We start from the raw sequence: 18,172 nt of genomic DNA, 5'->3' as shown, positions 1-18,172 counted from the left end.
TCTGATAATAATTACCCTTGTATCGTTAATAGTATCTGCAATTTCGCTGAAGTTTAAGATTATACCAAATACATATCAAAATGCATTTGGTATTAGAAAAAGTATTGAAACTGTATTGCAATAAATTGTAGTTTCTCATGTTTATTGCAAACCAACTACTTTCAACTATCTCTAATTTGAATATCACATTAGAATTCAGTAATTTAACTTTTTATAACCCGATAAAATCTTATTGTCATAGACGAGAAAACGGAAAAAAGAATTAAAGCAATGAACTCTGCTTTAACAAAGTTGGAAGGAATTAAAAAATACACAACAAAGCTTAATTGAAAAGGTTGGTGCTTTAGAAGTTGAATTGTTTGATATTCAATCGCCGGACTTAGACAAGGAGCTTGAAAAAGTAATGAATAGAGCATCTGATACTTTGGAAATTATAAAAGAAGCAGAGGAAGCTTTTGAAATGAAATACTATGAAACATAAAACAACATTTATTGGAGCGATTGTCAGCTTGCTGATAATAACATCATGTGGAGTAAATTTCGAAGCATTAAAAAAGGAAGAAAACAAATACAATCTTAGCACAACAGAGCAATTAACAGACTCTATATACGCGAGTAGGATTGAGGATTTCTACAACGGTGGTACAGAAGGTAGTTTTGAGGGTAAAGACAGCGTAAAGATATATTACAAGACATTCAGGCAAAAACAATCAGGTGATATGGCAATAGTTATTTCGGCCGGCAGAACCGAAGCTGCTATAAAATACAAGGAATTGATATTCGATTTATATAATAACGGATATTCCGTTTATATCCACGATCATCGAGGACAAGGTTTGTCGGGCAGAATGATAGAGAATACAGACATGGGATATATCGATGATTTTCAATATTATATTGATGATATGAAATTCTTTTATGATAACATTGTGAAAAAGGGCGATCACGATAAAATTTATTTATTGGCTCACTCAATGGGTGGAGCAATTGGAATGACATATTTAGAACAAAATTCAGGTGATTTTGTTGCCGCAGCATTTTCATCACCTATGTTAGGGCTGGTTCCTCCCGGTTGTTCTACCGTGAAATTATTTCATCTCGATAAAAATGATTATGCGATGGGAGAAAGTAAATATCACGATGATAAAGTTGCTTTCAAAGACAACAAACTTACCGGTTCAGAAATCAGATATAAAAGAATGAACTCTGCTTTTGCAAAAGTACCTGATGCCAAATTAGGAGGTGCAAGCTACCATTGGGTATATAAATCGTGTAAGCAGTTCGATTACATAAATAGCAATATCAACAATATACAAACTCCGTTTATTCTATTCTCGGCAGAAAACGAACAAATAGTTGATCCTAAAGCACATCAACAATTCGTTGATAAAGCGAAGAAACTGGGAAAAAACTGCAAAGGTTATCTGGTTAAAAATGCTCAACACGAACTACTGATTGAAAAGGATGAACAAAGAATTGAAGTAATAAGTAAGATATTGGATTTTTACAAAAATATAAACTAAAAAAAACACCCTCCCATTTTTATAATGAAAGAGTGATTTTTTTGATATTGTGCAGACGCGATGCATTGCGTCTCTTCCACATGGTATTTTACTTTACTTTCTCTTCAACCCACTTACGTGCATTAACAAATGCCTCAATCCATGGTGAAACCTCATCCTGGCGGGCATCGTCGTATTTAGCCCAGTTCCACGGGAAGATTGCTCTTTCCAGGTGAGGCATCATTGCAAGGTGACGTCCGTCTTTTGAAGCAACTGCTGCAGCTCCAAAGTCAGATCCGTTAGGGTTTGCAGGATATCCATCGTAGGTGTATTTACCAACGACATTATATTTATCCTCTTCGTAAGGCATATTAAATTTACCTTCTCCATGCGCTATCCAAATACCCATTCGTGTATCGGAAAGCGACTTGAACATCACAGAATCGTTCTCAGGAATATTCATCGTAATAAATCCTGATTCAAATTTATGAGAGTCATTGTGAAGCATCTTAGGCTTAACAGCGTGGTCAGGATTAATAAGTTCCATTTCCATCATAAGCTGGCAACCGTTACAAACTCCCAAACTCAAAGTATCTTCTCTGTTATAGAAGTTTTCAAGAGCTTGTTTTGCCTTTTCGTTGTATTTAAATGCTCCCGCCCAACCTTTAGCCGAACCAAGTACATCGGAGTTAGAGAACCCTCCAACAAACACAATGTAATTAACATCTTCAAGGTTTTCACGACCAGCAATCAAATCGGTCATGTGAACATCTTTTACATCAAAGCCGGCTAAGTACATTGCGTAAGCCATCTCTCTGTCTCCGTTCACACCTTTCTCTCGAATAATTGCAGCTTTAATTCCGCTACGCTCTTTTCTATCCTGAGAAATTCCGTAATCTTCCATTTTACCTGTAAATCCTTCAGGCATTTTATATTCCAAAGGCTGCTCAGAATAGTTTCCGAATCGCTCTGTTGCTAACTTGTCTCCACTTTGTTTTCTATCTAAAAGGAAAGAAGTTTTCATCCACATATCTCTAAGATGAGCTACGTCGAATTCTTCATAGGCATCTCCTAAGATTACCTGAAGTGTTTCTCCTTCTTCGGCAACACCTATTATATGGTTATTTACACCTTTATCTGCTAAGAATTTAGATACTTCCTCTCCATTCTCTACCTGAATCAACAATCCTGAATTTTCAGCGAAAAGAACTTTAATAATATCCTCTTCTCCAAGAGCAGTTAAATCGACCGATGCAGTAAGATTTTGCTCTGCGAAAGTCATTTCCAGCAAAGCAGTAATTAAACCACCTGCCGAAATATCGTGACCAGCTAGAATTTTACCATCCTGAATCAACTCCTGAATAGCTTTAAAACCTGCAGCGAATTTATCAGTATCAGTAATTGTTGGAGTCTCAGCTCCAAGTTTGTTTACAACCTGTGCAAAAGACGAACCTCCAAGTTTGAAAGCATCGTTTGCAAGATCTACATATATAATATTGTTTCCTTCTTTTGTTTTAAGAACCGGCTCTACAACCTTAGTAATATCGTTTACCTCAGCCCCTGCCGAAATAATTACGGTTCCCGGTGCAAAAACTTTCTCATCACCGTATTTCTGAGTCATCGACAATGAATCTTTTCCCGTTGGAATATTGATTCCTAAATCGATAGCAAATTTAGAAACAGCCTCTACTGCTTTATACAAACGAGCATCTTCTCCTTCGTTTTTAGCAGGCCACATCCAGTTTGCCGAAAGCGAAACAGATTTCAATGATTCTGTCATCGGAGCCCAAACAATATTTGTAAGAGCCTCGGCAATTGAGTTTCTCGAACCTGCAACAGGATCTATCAAAGCCGATACCGGAGAATGTCCTATAGCAGTAGCCACACCAAATTTACCTCGATAATCAAGAGCCATTACTCCAACATCGTTTAATGGCAACTGTAAACTACCACAAGTTTGTTGTTTTGCAACTTTACCCGTTACCGAACGGTCTACTTTATTTGTCAGCCAGTCTTTCGAAGCTACAGCTTCAAGTTGAAGAACAGCTTCTAAATATTCGTGAAGTTTTCCTCTCTGATAAGAAACAGCCTCATATTTAGCCTGTTTTTCAACATCGGTCATTATAGTTTTTGGAGGATTACCAAACATATCTTCCATCTGAAGATCGATCGGTGCATCCTTTGTCTTCGAATTTTCGAATTTGAACTGGTGATCGTTAGTAGCTTCACCTACTTCGTACATTGGCGAACGCTCACGGTCTGCAACTCTGTGTAACAAATCGATATTTTCATCCTTAATAACCAATCCCATTCTTTCCTGCGATTCGTTACCAACGATTTCTTTATCAGAAAGTGTTGGATCTCCAACAGGAAGCTTGTCAGTATAAATTGTACCTCCTGTTTCTTCTACCAATTCGGAAAGAGAGTTTAAGTGACCTCCTGCTCCGTGATCGTGAATAGACACAATTGGATTTTCATCAGCTTCAACCATGGCACGAATTGCATTCATGGCACGTTTTTGCATCTCGGGATTTGAACGTTGGATAGCGTTAAGCTCAATTCCACTTTCGTGATGACCTGTATCTACTGACGATACAGCACTACCTCCCATACCGATACGGTAGTTATCACCTCCTAAGATCACAATCTTATCTCCGGCCTCCGGATCTCCTTTAAGAGCATCGGCATGTTTAGCAAAACCAATACCTCCGGCAAGCATAATTACTTTATCGAATCCCATGCGTGTAGCATTTTCTTCGTGCTCGAAAGTAAGTACCGAACCAGAAATTAACGGCTGACCAAATTTGTTACCAAAATCAGAAGCTCCGTCAGATGCTTTTATTAAAATATCCATAGGAGTTTGGTAAAGCCATTTACGCTCTTCCACTCCTTCTTCCCATTTACGTTCGTTTTCTAAACGGGAATATGATGTCATATAAACAGCTGTTCCGGCCAATGGCAATGAACCTTTTCCTCCTGCCAAACGGTCGCGAATTTCTCCTCCCGAACCTGTAGCAGCACCGTTGAATGGCTCTACTGTTGTTGGGAAGTTATGCGTTTCTGCCTTCAAAGAAATAACAGATTTAATTTCTTTAGTTTCAAAGAAATCAGCTTTATCGTGCGAATGAGGTGCAAATTGTTCAATTTTCGGACCTTCAACAAACGACACATTATCTTTATATGCAGATACTATTTTATTGGGATTAACTTCAGATGTTTTCTTTATCATCTTAAATAAAGAGTTCGGCATTTCTTTTCCATCGATTACAAAAGTTCCGTTGAAAATTTTGTGACGACAGTGCTCTGAATTAACCTGAGAGAACCCAAACACTTCAGAATCTGTAAGTTCACGGCCAAGTTTTTTTGCAAGACCTTCCAGGTATCCAACCTCATCATCATTCAATGCCAAACCTTCCACCTTATTGTAGCCGGCTATATTCTTGATATTGATAATTGGCTCCGGATCGTGTTCTATTGTATAGGTTTCCTGATTTAGTCCCTTATACATAGCCTGAAGCATAGGATCGAAGTCGTACTCATCACCTGCAAGAAAAAACTCCTCTATACGCAAAATGCCGCTGATTCCCATATTTTGTGAAATCTCAACGGCATTTGTACTCCAAGGTGTTATCATTTCGCGACGTGGTCCTATAAAAACACCATCTACTTCCTGCCCCTCTATTTTTTTGGCTTCACCGAATAACCAAACGAGCTTTTCTATTTCTTCGTTTTGTAAATCATTCTTCGAATCAACTACATAAAATTGATTCACTTGTCCTTTGAAAAATAATAACATCTTGCGATTTATTTAGCTGTGTTTAACAAGCGGCAAAAGTAAAAAAAATACTCGAATATACATAGCAAATCCATTAATAGCCTCATTACTTAACATATTAAAATACTCTACCGGAAACACTCCTTGTATGCCTGCGCATATCTGTCGCAAAAAAACAATAACAAATAGCCACACAAGACAAAAATCATGTTAATATCGGTTAAAGGTCATTTATTTATCACTTTCATCTTCTTTAATTTGCTTATGTTTTGATCGGAAAGCAATTTCAAATCAAAACATTATTCTCTTTACAAAAATTTCCAAAGAATGAATTTTCCCAAACTTCATTCAAAAATTACAAAACCACTTGATTTTCAGGTGGTTTTGTTTTTAATAAAAATAACATAGTCCATTACCCTCATCTACATAATATTATTTCTGGTATTACACGTAAAAATTGACTAACTTACCTGATGTTGATCATGTTTTAATTTGGTCAAAAAAAATATATTTATATAGAATTAATCTTCGTTAACTTGTTGGTAATTAATATGGGGGTCTCAATAAACACTTCGCTAAATTACAGACATCAGGAAAACCTTTCTACTGATGTTTTTTTATTTGCCCCTATTGATTCTAACATCAGTACTCAATCTTTAAATCTTACAGTATATGAAAGAATATAGTGCTAAAAACATCAAAAACATCGTTCTCATAGGCGGTAGTAAATCAGGGAAAACAACTCTGGCTGAGACTATGGTCTACGAGGCAGGCTTACTACAGCGTCGCGGGACTGTTGAAGAAGGAAACACGGTTTCTGACTATCACGAAATTGAGAAAGACAGAGGAAACTCTGTGTACGCAACCTCTCTTCATACAGAATGGCGCGACTACAAAATCAATATTATTGACACTCCGGGCTTATACGATTTCATTGGAGAAACAGTTTCTTCGATGAGGGTAGCTGATACCTGCATTATGTTAATGAATGCCCAACACGGTTATGAGGTGACAAATGATAATCTTTGGGAATATATCGATCAGTTCAAAAAACCGGTGATAATGTCTATTAACCAAATGGACCATCCACAGGCAAATTTTGATCACTCATGGCTGTCCATCCAAAATAAATTTGGATCAAGTGCTGTATTAATGCAATACCCACTAAATCAGGGAGAAAAATTTGATTCAATCATTGACCTTTTGAAAATGACTATGTACAAATTTGGTCCTGACGGAGGAAAACCTGAAAAACTTCCTATTCCGGATTCGGAAATTGATAAGGCCAATGAACTTCACAACGAATTAGTAGAAAAAGCTGCTGAAAATGATGAAGGATTGATGGAACTTTATTTCGATAAAGGTAATCTGGATGAAGATGAATTGAGAAAAGGAATAAAAATAGGGATGATGAAACACGAATTATTTCCGGTTTTCGTCATGTCTGCAAAGAAAAACATGGGCTCAGGAAGGATGATGGGATTCATCGATAATGTTGCTCCTTCGGCTATTGATGTTGATACCACACCTACAGTTGATGGCGAACTTGTTGCTAATGATCCAAAGAAAAAAACATCATTATTTGTCTTCAAGACTTTAGTTGAACCTTTCCTTGGAAAAGTTAACTTTTTCAAAGTAGAAGAAGGTTCTTTAAAAATTGGGCAAATTCTAAAAAATGCTCAAACAGGTACATCAGAAACAGTAAACAAGCTCTTCCTGATTGATGGAAAAGAACGTGAATCAGTTAATGAAGTAAAATGTGGTGATATAGCTGCAATGGTAAAGCTGAAAGATACCCAAACTTGTCATACATTAAAGGATGAGGAGTCAAAAATGGTTTTCTCTCCTCTTGAGTTTCCGGATCCTCTGGTTAGAAAAGCAATAAAAGCAGTTAACGAAGCCGATGAAGAAAAAATGGTAGATGCATTGAAAGATATTCATTCAGAAGATCCAACAATGTTATTTGAGTACGCCAAAGAACTAAAACAACTACTTGTTCACGGTCAGGGTGAATTACACCTGCACACAGTTCTGTGGAAACTAAAAAACACTTTCAATATCGAGGCTGAATATTTTGCTCCTAAAATTGCATATCGCGAAACTATTCAAAAGAAAGCTCAGTCGCATTATCGTCATAAAAAACAAAGTGGTGGTGCCGGACAATTCGGTGAAGTTTACATGGAAATTGAACCGTATTATGAAGGAATGCCCAATCCTACAGATTATAGTGTTAGAGGAAAAGAAGAAATTGAATTACCTTGGGGAGGTAAACTTGTATTCATTAACTCAATTGTTGGTGGTGTTATAGACAGCCGTTATATTCCGGCAATTATGAAAGGTGTAATGGAAAAAATGGAACAAGGACCAATTACGGAATCATATGTTAGAGATGTAAGGGTAATTGTTTACGACGGTAAAATGCACCCTGTTGATTCTAATGATATCTCATTTAAGATCGCAGGTGCTCACGCTTTCAAAGAAGCATTCCACGATGCCAGTCCAAAGATTATGGAACCAATACAAGAATTAACAATAAAGGTTCCGGAAGAATTAATGGGCGAAGTTATGACCGATTTGCAATCCAGAAGAGCAATGGTTCAGGGTATGGATTCAAAAAATCGCTACTCTATTATTACTGCACATATCCCATTGGTAGAAATGTATGATTATTCTACTTCTCTTAGATCTTTAACTCAGGGAAGAGCCAGTTTTACGCATAAATTCTATGAGTATGAACCTGTTCCCAGAAACATACAGGAAGATTTGGCTAAAAAATCGAAAGAAGCCGCTGAGGCATAGATTATATTTTTTTTATGTAGTAGAAACATCGGAGCCAACCAGCCCCGATGTTTTTTTTTGAATTTATGTAAAATACACATACTCTCCCCATAACAAAAAATACATAGTTAGTGTATCAATTACACTAATAAATTATTATATTTACCAAAATATAATCTAACAATCACAAATAAATTGTAGAAATGAGGAAAATATACAATTACTTATTAGTGGCGTTTCTGTTCATATCATTTAGCGGCTTAATTGCACAGCCGAGTTATGGCAGTGGTGAACCTATAGATAAAAAATCCACACCGGAAAGCGACATTACTATAACACCCTTACCTTTTGGGGTAAATGATGAAATTACCATTACGATCAATTCAGATAACTCATGTAACGACATGAGCACTACTGATTTGTTTATCTGGGCCGGCATAGGTACTGAAGATGATCCATGGATATATGGTTCCGGCAACGACGACTGGAATACAACAACCGAAAAGGAGAAATTTACGAATAATGGAGATGGTACACATACAATTGTTTTAACACCCAAAACATATTTTGCGATTCCCAATGGCGAAGAAAGTACAATGAAAAAAATGGGGCTGGTTTTTAGAACAGCTAATGGAGCATCGAAATGGGAATATTCAGAAAATGGTTCTTGTACCGGCGATGACTACTTTGTTGGAGTAGGTAACTTCCAAATAGAATTAGTAAGCCCTATAGTAGCAAACGGTGGCGTATTAAAAATGAATAGCGATGAAACACTAAATATTAAAGTTACTTCTACCGAAGATGCTGATTTTTCAATAAAAGAAGCAGGAACAGAGATATCTACAGCTGCCGGTGTTAAAGAAATTGATTTTAGCAAAACTGTTAGCGAAACAAATTCTTATACTATCGATGTTAATAACGGATCAGAAGTAAAATCTATTAGCTTTTCTGTTGTTGTAGAATCAGCACCTGTAGTTGAAGCTCTACCGTCAGGAATGAGAGATGGAATAAATTACCATGAAGGTGATGACACCAAAGTAACTTTAGTTCTTCAAGCACCTAACAAAAACTTCGTTTACGTAAAAGGTGATTTCTCTGACTGGGCAATAAAAGGAGAGTATGCCATGAAAAGAAGCACGGCAAACTCAAGCGATGAAAATACAAGATATTGGATAACAATTGATGGTTTAACTCAGGGTGAGGAATACTCTTTTCAATATTTAGTAGATGGCGAAATTATCATTGCCGACCCATATACAGAAAAAATATTAGACCCGTGGAATGATGGTTGGATTTCTGACGAAACCTACCCAAACCTTAAAACATATCCCAAAGGAAAAACCGAAGGAATTGTTAGTGTTTTCGAAACCGGACAAACAGAATACGCCTGGAAAAACACCGAATTTGTTAAACCGGCAAAAAGTAATTTAATAATTTACGAATTGTTGGTTAGAGACTTTGTACACAAGCACTCATATCAATCAATAATTGACACATTAGACTATTTAGAAAAACTAAATATCAATGCCATAGAACTAATGCCTATTAATGAGTTTGAAGGGAACGAAAGTTGGGGATATAACCCATCATTCTATTTTGCACCTGACAAATACTATGGTCCAAAAAATAAACTAAAGGAATTTATTGATGAAGCGCACAGTAGAGGAATTGCAGTAATAATTGATCTAGTACTAAACCATTCAGAAGGATCATCTCCGTTTCTACAACTTAACATGACTCCGGATTATATCCCTACTGACGAAAACCTATGGTACACAGCTGAACGAAGTATCCCGGAAGCTACCTGGGGCAGAGATTTCGATCATGAGAGCATTCATACACAAGCTTTAGTTGATAGTATTAACTCTTTTTGGATGAAAGAATATCACGTGGATGGTTTTCGTTTTGATTTCACTAAAGGCTTTACAAATACTCAGCATCCTAATGGAACCTGGGGAGGAGCATACGATGCTCAACGTATTTCTATATTAAAGCGAATGAGCGATGAAATATGGAATAGAAATAATGATGCATATGTTATTTTTGAACATTTGGGTGGTAATCAAGAAGAAAAAGAACTTGCAGACCACGGCATAATGCTATGGGGAAATATGGTTCACAACTACTCTGAAGCCGCTATGGGATGGAACGAAGGCGATAAATCGGACTTAAGCTGGGCCTCATATATTAAGCGCGGATGGTCTAAACCACACTTAGTTGCATATTCAAGCTCACATGACGAAGAACGTATTGCCTATAAAAACAGCGAATATGGTAATTCAAACGGCAGTTACAATATAAAAGAACTCTCTACAAACATGGAGCGTATGCAATTACAGGCAATGTTTATCTGGACTATACCCGGACCTAAAATGATTTGGCAGTTTGATGAAGTAGGATATGATTACAGTATTGACTTTAACGGAAGAGTTGGCAACAAACCAATTAAATGGGATTATACAAAAGATGCTGACAGACTTAGGGTTTACAATCTTCACAAAGCTATTATGAAGCTTAAGAAAACCGAAGCTGCTTTCTCTACAACAAACTTTACTTTAGATGTAGATAATGGAGCGTTAAAATCAATAATCCTGGAGCACAATGATATGGATGTTGTAATTGTTGGGAATTTCGATGTTACAGCAAAAACTACTTCCGTTACTTTTCCAAAAACAGGCACCTGGTACAATTATTTTGCAGGAAGCGAATACGAAGTTTCTACAACTTCACAATCCATTTCTTTGGAAGCAGGTGAATACAAAATGTTCACTACCAAAAAACTTGATACTCCAAATCTGGATGAGTCTATTTCGCTTAGCATAGAAGAGGTAGCTTACAATAAAAACGCTTCTAAAAGCCCAATGTCGGTATACCCGGTTCCGGTTAAAGGAAATGCCACAATAAAGTACAGTATTTCAGAGAAAAGCACGGTAACAATTGAAGTTTTCAATTTACAGGGGCAGGTTGTAGAACAATACAAATTCAACAATCAGCCAAAAGGAACTCATACGGTAAATTGGCAGGTTGACGCTAATAGTCAGGAAGGAGTTTACTTTATTAGAATTTCAACACCTGTAGAATCGTTTACAAGAAAGATAAGTGTAGAATAATATTTATAGAAGGATGCTGTCTCAAAAGTCGTAAAATTCGTCATTTCGAGCGATAGTCGAGAAATCTCATGATTGAAAATCAATATATTGAGATCTCTCCACAAGGTCGATATGACGTGTACAAATTCACTTTTGAGACAGCCTCTTCTAAAGCCTTATCCTTTCACAGCTCTGGTCATTTCTCTCTTTCCCTTAGGCCCGGGAAGTCTTTCTATTCTAAAACCAGCACTTTTCATTGCTCTTTTAACACTCCCTTTGGCACTATAAGTTACCAGAATACCTTCTGACTTTAGAGATTTATACATCTTAGCAAAAATTTCCTCTGACCATAAATCAGGTTGAACATCCGGACCAAACGCGTCGAAATAAATTAAATCGAACTTATTAACATCCTCTATTTTATCAAAGGTTTTGTTTTGCTTCAACAAAGTAAAACTATCGTTTAAAACAACTTCCTCATCCCATTTAGAAGAATGCATAACTTCAAATGATTTTCGGAATTCTTCAGCATTTAGCACATCGATATAATTCAGAACTTTAATTTCTTCATCCTTTACCGGGTATGCCTCTACTCCCTGGTAATAAATATCCTTATTTAATTTTTGCGCTTCTATCATAGTAATGATAGAGTTTAAACCCGTTCCAAATCCAATTTCAAGAATAGAAATCTTTTCTGAATCAATTTCTTTTAGCCCTGCATTAATAAACACGTGATATGCTTCTGCAACTGCTCCGTTTACCGAATGATATTGCTCATTCCATTCAGGAATCGAAATTGTATGTGAACCATCGGCCGTTTTTATTATTTCTCTCTTCATTCATTATAAACTTTAGGCTTTAAGCAATATGCTTACAGCTTATTAATCCTTCAATACAATTACTGATAATTTGAAATATTCACCACAAAATAAGTCAATAAATATTAAAAACAACGTAATTTGCATCAGGATTTTGCGACTTTAGTATTTTACACTTAACAGTCTATAATACAGATATTTTTACTTAATTTTGATAAGAACCAAAAAGAAATATAATGCAAATTATAAAAGCTGATAAATCAAATATTTCGAAAGTAGATTTCGACAACTTATCGTTTGGCGCAAACTTTACAGATCACATGTTTGTTGCTGACTATAAAGACGGAAAATGGAGTAATTCAAGGATAACACCTTATGAGCCGCTAGTGATGTCGCCCGGAGCCAAAGTACTACACTATGGTCAGGCTGTATTTGAAGGGATGAAGGCTTATAAAGATGAAAAGGATCAGGTATGGTTATTTCGTCCGGATGAAAACCAGAAGCGCCTGAACATATCTGCCGAAAGATTAGATATGCCGGGAGTGCCAGCTAAAATCTTCAACGAAGGCTTGGAGGAGCTTTTAAAACTTGACGCTGAATGGGTCCCTAAAGGAAACGGAAGAGCGCTTTATATTCGTCCGTTTATTTTTGCAAGCGAAGAAACAATTGTAGCTTCTTCTTCCGAGGAATTCAAGTTTATGATCTTACTTTCACCGGTTGGGGCATATTTTTCTAATGATGTAAAATTAAAAATTGCAGATAAATATTCTCGTGCAGCGAACGGAGGTGTTGGTTTCGCCAAGGCAGCCGGTAATTATGCAGGTTCGTTCTACCCAGCCCGTTTAGCAAGAGAAGAAGGATTTGATCAGGTTATCTGGACAGACGATGCCACGCACACTCATGTTGAAGAAGCCGGAGTAATGAATGTAATGTTCAGAATTGGTGACAAAATAGTTACAGCTCCAACTTCGGAAAGAATTCTTGATGGTATCACAAGAAAGAGCTTATTGGATATAGCGCGTGCAGAAGGAATAGAAGTTGAAGTAAGACCTATAACTGTTCAGGAATTAATTGATGCTGACGCCAAAGGAGAATTAAAAGAAGCTTTTGGTTGTGGTACAGCTGCAATAGTAAGCCCAATCTACGCTATAGGGTACAAGGATCAGATAATGGAAATGACACAGAAAGAAGATCGCTATTCTGAAATATTAAAAGCCAAATTATTTGCAATTCAAACAAAAACCGGAGAAGATAAGTTTGGATGGACAAAGCAGGTTGTAACTGCTGTTGAAGCATAATATTAATTCTGAAAAATATATAATACCAAATCAACATCAAAATGCACTGTAAAACCTTTGTCTTTTTCATTTTATCTTCTTTAAAAAATAGTTCCGTAGCTCTGGCTATGCAACGATTTTTATAAATTGCTAAAACAAAAAATACTTTGGTTTTAATAGAGCAGTTTGAAATTCATTTGGTATAAATCCTGATCTTCTCCAGATCAGGATTTTTTTTGTATAAAAAAATCCCGACTAAAAAGTCGGGATTTTCATTTATTATTTATGCTTCACCTGTCGGTCCGAAATTCATCGGAATCGGAGGTTGCTCATAATCTTTAATTTCTCCATGAGCCTTTTCGAAACGAGTAACATTATCTGCTAATGCTTTCATCAATCTTTTGGCGTGCTGAGGAGTTAAAACAATTCTTGATTTAACCTTAGCCTTAGGCACTCCAGGCATCACATTTATAAAGTCAACAACAAATTCTGATACTGAATGGTTGATTATTGCAAGATTAGAATAAGTTCCATCAGCAACTTCTTCACTCAACTCAATATTTAATTGTCCTTCTTTCTTTTTCTGATCACTCATAACTATTAAAGTCCTCCTTTCATCATAATCATGGCATCATACTCATCCTTAGAACCAACGATAATATTATCGTACTCTCTTAATCCGGTTCCGGCAGGAATCTTATGACCAACAATTACATTTTCTTTAAGACCCATCAGGTTATCTTCCTTACCATTTACAGCAGCTTCGTTCAATACTTTTGTAGTTTCCTGGAACGATGCAGCAGAGATAAATGACTTAGTCTGAAGCGATGCTCTTGTAATACCCTGAAGTACAGGTTCAGCCGTTGCCGGCACCGCATCACGAACAGTTACAAGTGCTTTATCAGCTCTACGTAAGATTGAATTTTCTTCACGCAGATCACGAGCTGTAATTATCTGACCTACTTTTAAGTTTTCAGATTCACCGGCATCTTCAACAACTTTCTTACCGTAAATTTCATCATTCACTTCAATAAAGTCGTTTTTATGAGCAAGTTGAGCTTCAAGGAAGATAGTATCTCCCGGATCTACAATCTTAACTTTTCTCATCATCTGACGAACAACAACCTCAAAGTGTTTGTCGTTAATCTTCACACCCTGTAGACGATAAACTTCCTGAACTTCATTTACCAAATACTGTTGAACAGCAGAAGGTCCTTTAATTCTAAGAATATCGATAGGAGTAATAGCTCCATCAGATAAAGACATACCTGCTTTTACATAGTCATTTTCCTGAACTAAGATCTGGTTAGAAAGTTTTACAAGATATTTCTTAATATCTCCGGCTTTTGTTTCGATAATAATCTCACGGTTACCACGTTTAATCTTACCATAAGAAACAATACCATCAATTTCGGAAACTACTGCCGGGTTAGATGGGTTACGCGCTTCGAAAAGCTCAGTTACACGAGGAAGACCTCCTGTAATATCCCCTGCCTTAGCAGACTTTCTCGGTATCTTTACAAGAATTTTACCAGCTGAAATCTTCTCGCCTTCGTCAGCGATAATATGCGCTCCTACCGGTAAGTTATAAGATTTAACAGCATTGCCAGACTTATCAGTAATAGCAATTGTTGGAATAATCTTTTTATTTCTCGATTCTGAAATTACCTTTTCCTGGAAACCGGTTTGCTCATCAATTTCAACCTGATAAGTAACTCCCTGAACAATATTTTCGTAAATAATATCTCCGGCAGTTTCCGCAATAATTACGGCATTATATGGATCCCATTGACAGATCTTATCTCCTTTTTCAAGAACATCTCCATTCTTAATAAACATATTCGATCCGTAAGGAAGGTTTGCTGTCATAAGTGTTAATCCTGATTCCGGATCAACTAATTTCATTTCTGCAGTACGCGAAATGATAACTGTTGCAGGATTTCCTTCAAAGTCTTCACCCTCAACAGTTCTTACTTCATCTACAACAAACTTACCTGCAAACTTCGCGAACAAAGTTGATTCATCAAGTACGTTACTGGCAGTACCCCCCTGGTGGAAAGTACGAAGTGTAAGCTGTGTACCCGGCTCACCAATTGACTGAGCTGCAATAACTCCAACGGCTTCACCTTTTTGAACCATTTTTCCGGTTGCAAGATTTCGTCCGTAACACTTAGCACAAATACCTCTCTTAGCTTCACATGTAAGTGGTGAACGAACTTCAACCATTTCAATTGGAGACTCCTGAATTTTGTCTGCAATTTCCTCAGTAATTTGTTCTCCCGAAGCAATAAGTAATTCATCCGTAAGCGGATTATATATATCATGTAGAGAAACACGACCAAGTATACGCTCAGCTAAATCCTCTACTATTTCATCATTTTTCTTAAGTGGAGTAACTTCTACCCCTCTTAATGTACCACAATCTACTTCTCTTACAATTACATCCTGAGAAACATCAACCAAACGACGAGTTAAGTAACCCGCATCGGCAGTTTTCAAGGCTGTATCGGCAAGTCCCTTACGGGCACCGTGAGTAGAAATAAAGTACTCAAGAATTGACAGTCCTTCTTTAAAGTTGGCAACAATCGGATTTTCAATAATTTCTCCTCCTGATGCTCCTGATTTTTGAGGTTTTGCCATCAAACCACGCATTCCAGAAAGCTGACGAATCTGCTCTTTCGAACCACGGGCTCCGGAATCAAGCATCATAAATACTGAGTTGAATCCATCATTGTCCTCTGTTAAACGCTTCATAGCCAATTCGGTCAATTCAGCATTTGTAGAAGTCCAAACATCAATAACCTGATTATAACGTTCGTTGTTGGTAATAAGTCCCATGTTATAGTTACCTAAAATACCGTCAACCTGTGCGTTTGCTCCCTTAACCATTGAATCCTTTTCGGCCGGGATAATAATATCACCCAAACTAAAAGATAGTCCACCTGTAAAGGCATTAGAATAACCAAGATTTTTAATATCATCAAGGAAATCAGACGTTGTAGGAACATCAGTAACTTTAAGAACTTTCATAATCACGTCACGTAAAGCTTTCTTAGTCATTACGTCGTTGATATATCCCGCCTTAAATGGTACTTTTTCGTTGAACAATACACGACCAACCGAAGTCTCAATCATTTTGTTTACTGCTTGTCCATTTTCGTAAACATCTAATTTAACCTTAATTGGTGCATTTAACTCAACCTTACCTTCGTTATACGCAATATTTACATCTTCTTCTGAGTAGAAAGTCAGGTTTTCACCTTTTACCTTATACGATTCAGTAGATTTACGGACTTTAGTCATATAATAAAGTCCCAATACCATATCCTGAGATGGTACAGTAATAGGTGCACCATTTGCAGGGTTAAGAATATTATGAGACCCTAACATCAACATTTGAGCCTCTAAAATAGCCTCAGGTCCTAATGGTAAGTGTACCGCCATCTGGTCACCATCGAAATCGGCGTTAAAGGCCGTACATGCAAGAGGGTGTAACTGTATAGCTTTTCCTTCAATAAGTTTTGGTTGGAAAGCCTGAATACCCAAACGGTGAAGAGTTGGAGCACGGTTAAGTAGTACAGGATGTCCTTTCAATACGTTTTCAAGAATATCCCAAACAATTGGCTCACGCTTATCAATGATTCGTTTAGCTGATTTTACGGTTTTTACAACACCGCGCTCAATAAGCTTACGAATAATAAACGGTTTATATAATTCCGCTGCCATTCCCTTAGGAATACCACACTCGGATAATTTCAATTCAGGACCAACAATAATTACCGAACGCGCAGAGTAATCAACACGTTTACCAAGTAAGTTTTGACGGAAACGTCCCTGCTTACCTTTCAACGAATCAGAAAGTGATTTCAACGCTCTGTTTGCTTCAGTTTTTACTGCTGATGCTTTACGTGTATTATCAAATAATGAATCAACCGATTCTTGAAGCATACGTTTCTCATTACGTAAAATTACTTCAGGAGCCTTAATCTCAATTAATCTCTTAAGACGGTTGTTTCTGATGATTACACGACGATAAAGATCATTCAGGTCAGATGTAGCAAAACGACCTCCATCTAACGGAACTAATGGACGTAATTCTGGTGGAATAACCGGAACTACTTTCATAATCATCCATTCAGGACGGTTCTCGATACGAGTATTTGCATCTCTTAAAGCTTCCACAACCTGAAGACGTTTAAGAGCTTCAGCTTTACGTTGTTTAGAAGTTTCGTTATGTGCTTTATCGCGTAATTGGAATGACAACTCATCCAAATTAATTCTTCGCAACAATTCAATAAGAGCCTCTGCTCCCATTTTTGCGATGAATTTATCCGGATTATCTTCTTCCATATAATAGTTATCCTCAGGAAGAGTATCTTCGATATCAAGATATTCTTCTTCGGTTAAATAATCTAATTTTTGAAGTGGCTCACCCTCAGGATTTAAAGCTATACCTGGTTGAATTACTACGTAACGTTCGTAGTAAATAATCATATCAAGCTTTTTGGAAGGTAATCCAAGAAGGTAACCTATTTTATTTGGTAGTGATCTGAAATACCAAATATGAGCAACCGGCACAACTAAATTAATATGACCAACACGATCACGTCTAACTTTTTTCTCAGTTACCTCTACCCCACATCTATCACATACAATACCCTTATAACGGATACGCTTATATTTTCCACAGGCACACTCATAATCTTTTACAGGACCGAAAATGCGCTCACAAAAAAGACCGTCACGTTCCGGTTTATGAGTACGATAGTTAATAGTTTCTGGCTTTAACACCTCACCTCTTGACTGCTCCAAAAGTGACTCCGGAGAAGCTAAACTAATAGTGATTTTGTTAAATCTACTTTGGGCTTTATTATCCTTATTTCTCAATGCCATGTCTGTTATGGTAATTGATTAATACTTATTCTAAAAAAAC

The 18,172-nt window shown here is 36.9% G+C and carries 9 protein-coding genes; 5 read left to right on the top strand and 4 right to left on the bottom strand.

Going from position 1 to position 18,172, the window contains the following annotated elements:
- Positions 1 to 355: 355 nt before the first annotated feature.
- Together ABFR62_02975 and ABFR62_02970 are read left to right on the top strand one after the other, a co-directional pair.
- Positions 356 to 481 carry a hypothetical protein gene (locus ABFR62_02975; GenBank protein MEN8137369.1) on the top strand — a complete coding sequence of 42 codons (126 nt, stop codon included), beginning with the start codon at positions 356 to 358 and terminating at the stop codon, positions 479 to 481.
- Positions 471 to 1,523: an alpha/beta fold hydrolase gene (locus ABFR62_02970; GenBank protein ID MEN8137368.1), complete on the top strand. Its 1,053-nt coding sequence runs from the start codon at positions 471 to 473 to the stop codon at positions 1,521 to 1,523. Before ABFR62_02975 ends, ABFR62_02970 begins: the two co-directional genes overlap by 11 nt.
- Positions 1,524 to 1,611: 88 nt before the next feature.
- Here the strand turns inward: ABFR62_02970 and purL are convergent, their stop codons facing one another.
- Positions 1,612 to 5,298, bottom strand: coding sequence for a phosphoribosylformylglycinamidine synthase (gene purL, locus ABFR62_02965; GenBank protein MEN8137367.1), 3,687 nt, complete (start codon positions 5,296 to 5,298; stop codon positions 1,612 to 1,614).
- A gap of 651 nt (positions 5,299 to 5,949) precedes the next feature.
- Here purL and ABFR62_02960 point away from each other — a divergent pair.
- On the top strand, positions 5,950 to 8,076 hold the full coding sequence (locus tag ABFR62_02960; protein ID MEN8137366.1) for an elongation factor G: 2,127 nt from the start codon (positions 5,950 to 5,952) through the stop codon (positions 8,074 to 8,076).
- Between the two features lie 182 nt (positions 8,077 to 8,258).
- Entirely contained in the window at positions 8,259 to 11,165 is a 2,907-nt protein-coding gene (locus tag ABFR62_02955) for an alpha-amylase family glycosyl hydrolase (GenBank protein ID MEN8137365.1), read from the top strand.
- A 155-nt stretch (positions 11,166 to 11,320) separates the two neighbouring features.
- Here the strand turns inward: ABFR62_02955 and mnmD are convergent, their stop codons facing one another.
- Positions 11,321 to 11,983, bottom strand: a complete 663-nt coding sequence (gene mnmD, locus ABFR62_02950; GenBank protein ID MEN8137364.1) for a tRNA (5-methylaminomethyl-2-thiouridine)(34)-methyltransferase MnmD — start codon at positions 11,981 to 11,983, stop codon at positions 11,321 to 11,323.
- 215 nt (positions 11,984 to 12,198) lie between these two features.
- On the opposite strand from mnmD, the gene ABFR62_02945 reads away from it, so the two are divergent.
- The gene (locus tag ABFR62_02945; protein MEN8137363.1) at positions 12,199 to 13,260 is read left to right on the top strand and encodes a branched-chain amino acid aminotransferase; all 1,062 of its coding nucleotides are present in this window, start codon (positions 12,199 to 12,201) and stop codon (positions 13,258 to 13,260) included.
- A 262-nt stretch (positions 13,261 to 13,522) separates the two neighbouring features.
- Here the strand turns inward: ABFR62_02945 and ABFR62_02940 are convergent, their stop codons facing one another.
- Positions 13,523 to 13,834 (bottom strand): DUF3467 domain-containing protein, encoded by a 312-nt coding sequence (locus ABFR62_02940; protein MEN8137362.1) that lies wholly within the window; start codon positions 13,832 to 13,834, stop codon positions 13,523 to 13,525.
- Between the two features lie 5 nt (positions 13,835 to 13,839).
- Complete coding sequence (gene rpoC, locus ABFR62_02935) at positions 13,840 to 18,132, bottom strand: DNA-directed RNA polymerase subunit beta' (protein MEN8137361.1); 4,293 nt, start codon at positions 18,130 to 18,132, stop codon at positions 13,840 to 13,842.
- Between the last annotated feature and the right edge of the window lie 40 nt (positions 18,133 to 18,172).

Source organism: Bacteroidota bacterium (assembly GCA_039714315.1).
Classification (GTDB): domain Bacteria; phylum Bacteroidota; class Bacteroidia; order Flavobacteriales; family JADGDT01; genus JADGDT01.
This window is presented reverse-complemented; position numbering and strand designations above follow the sequence as displayed.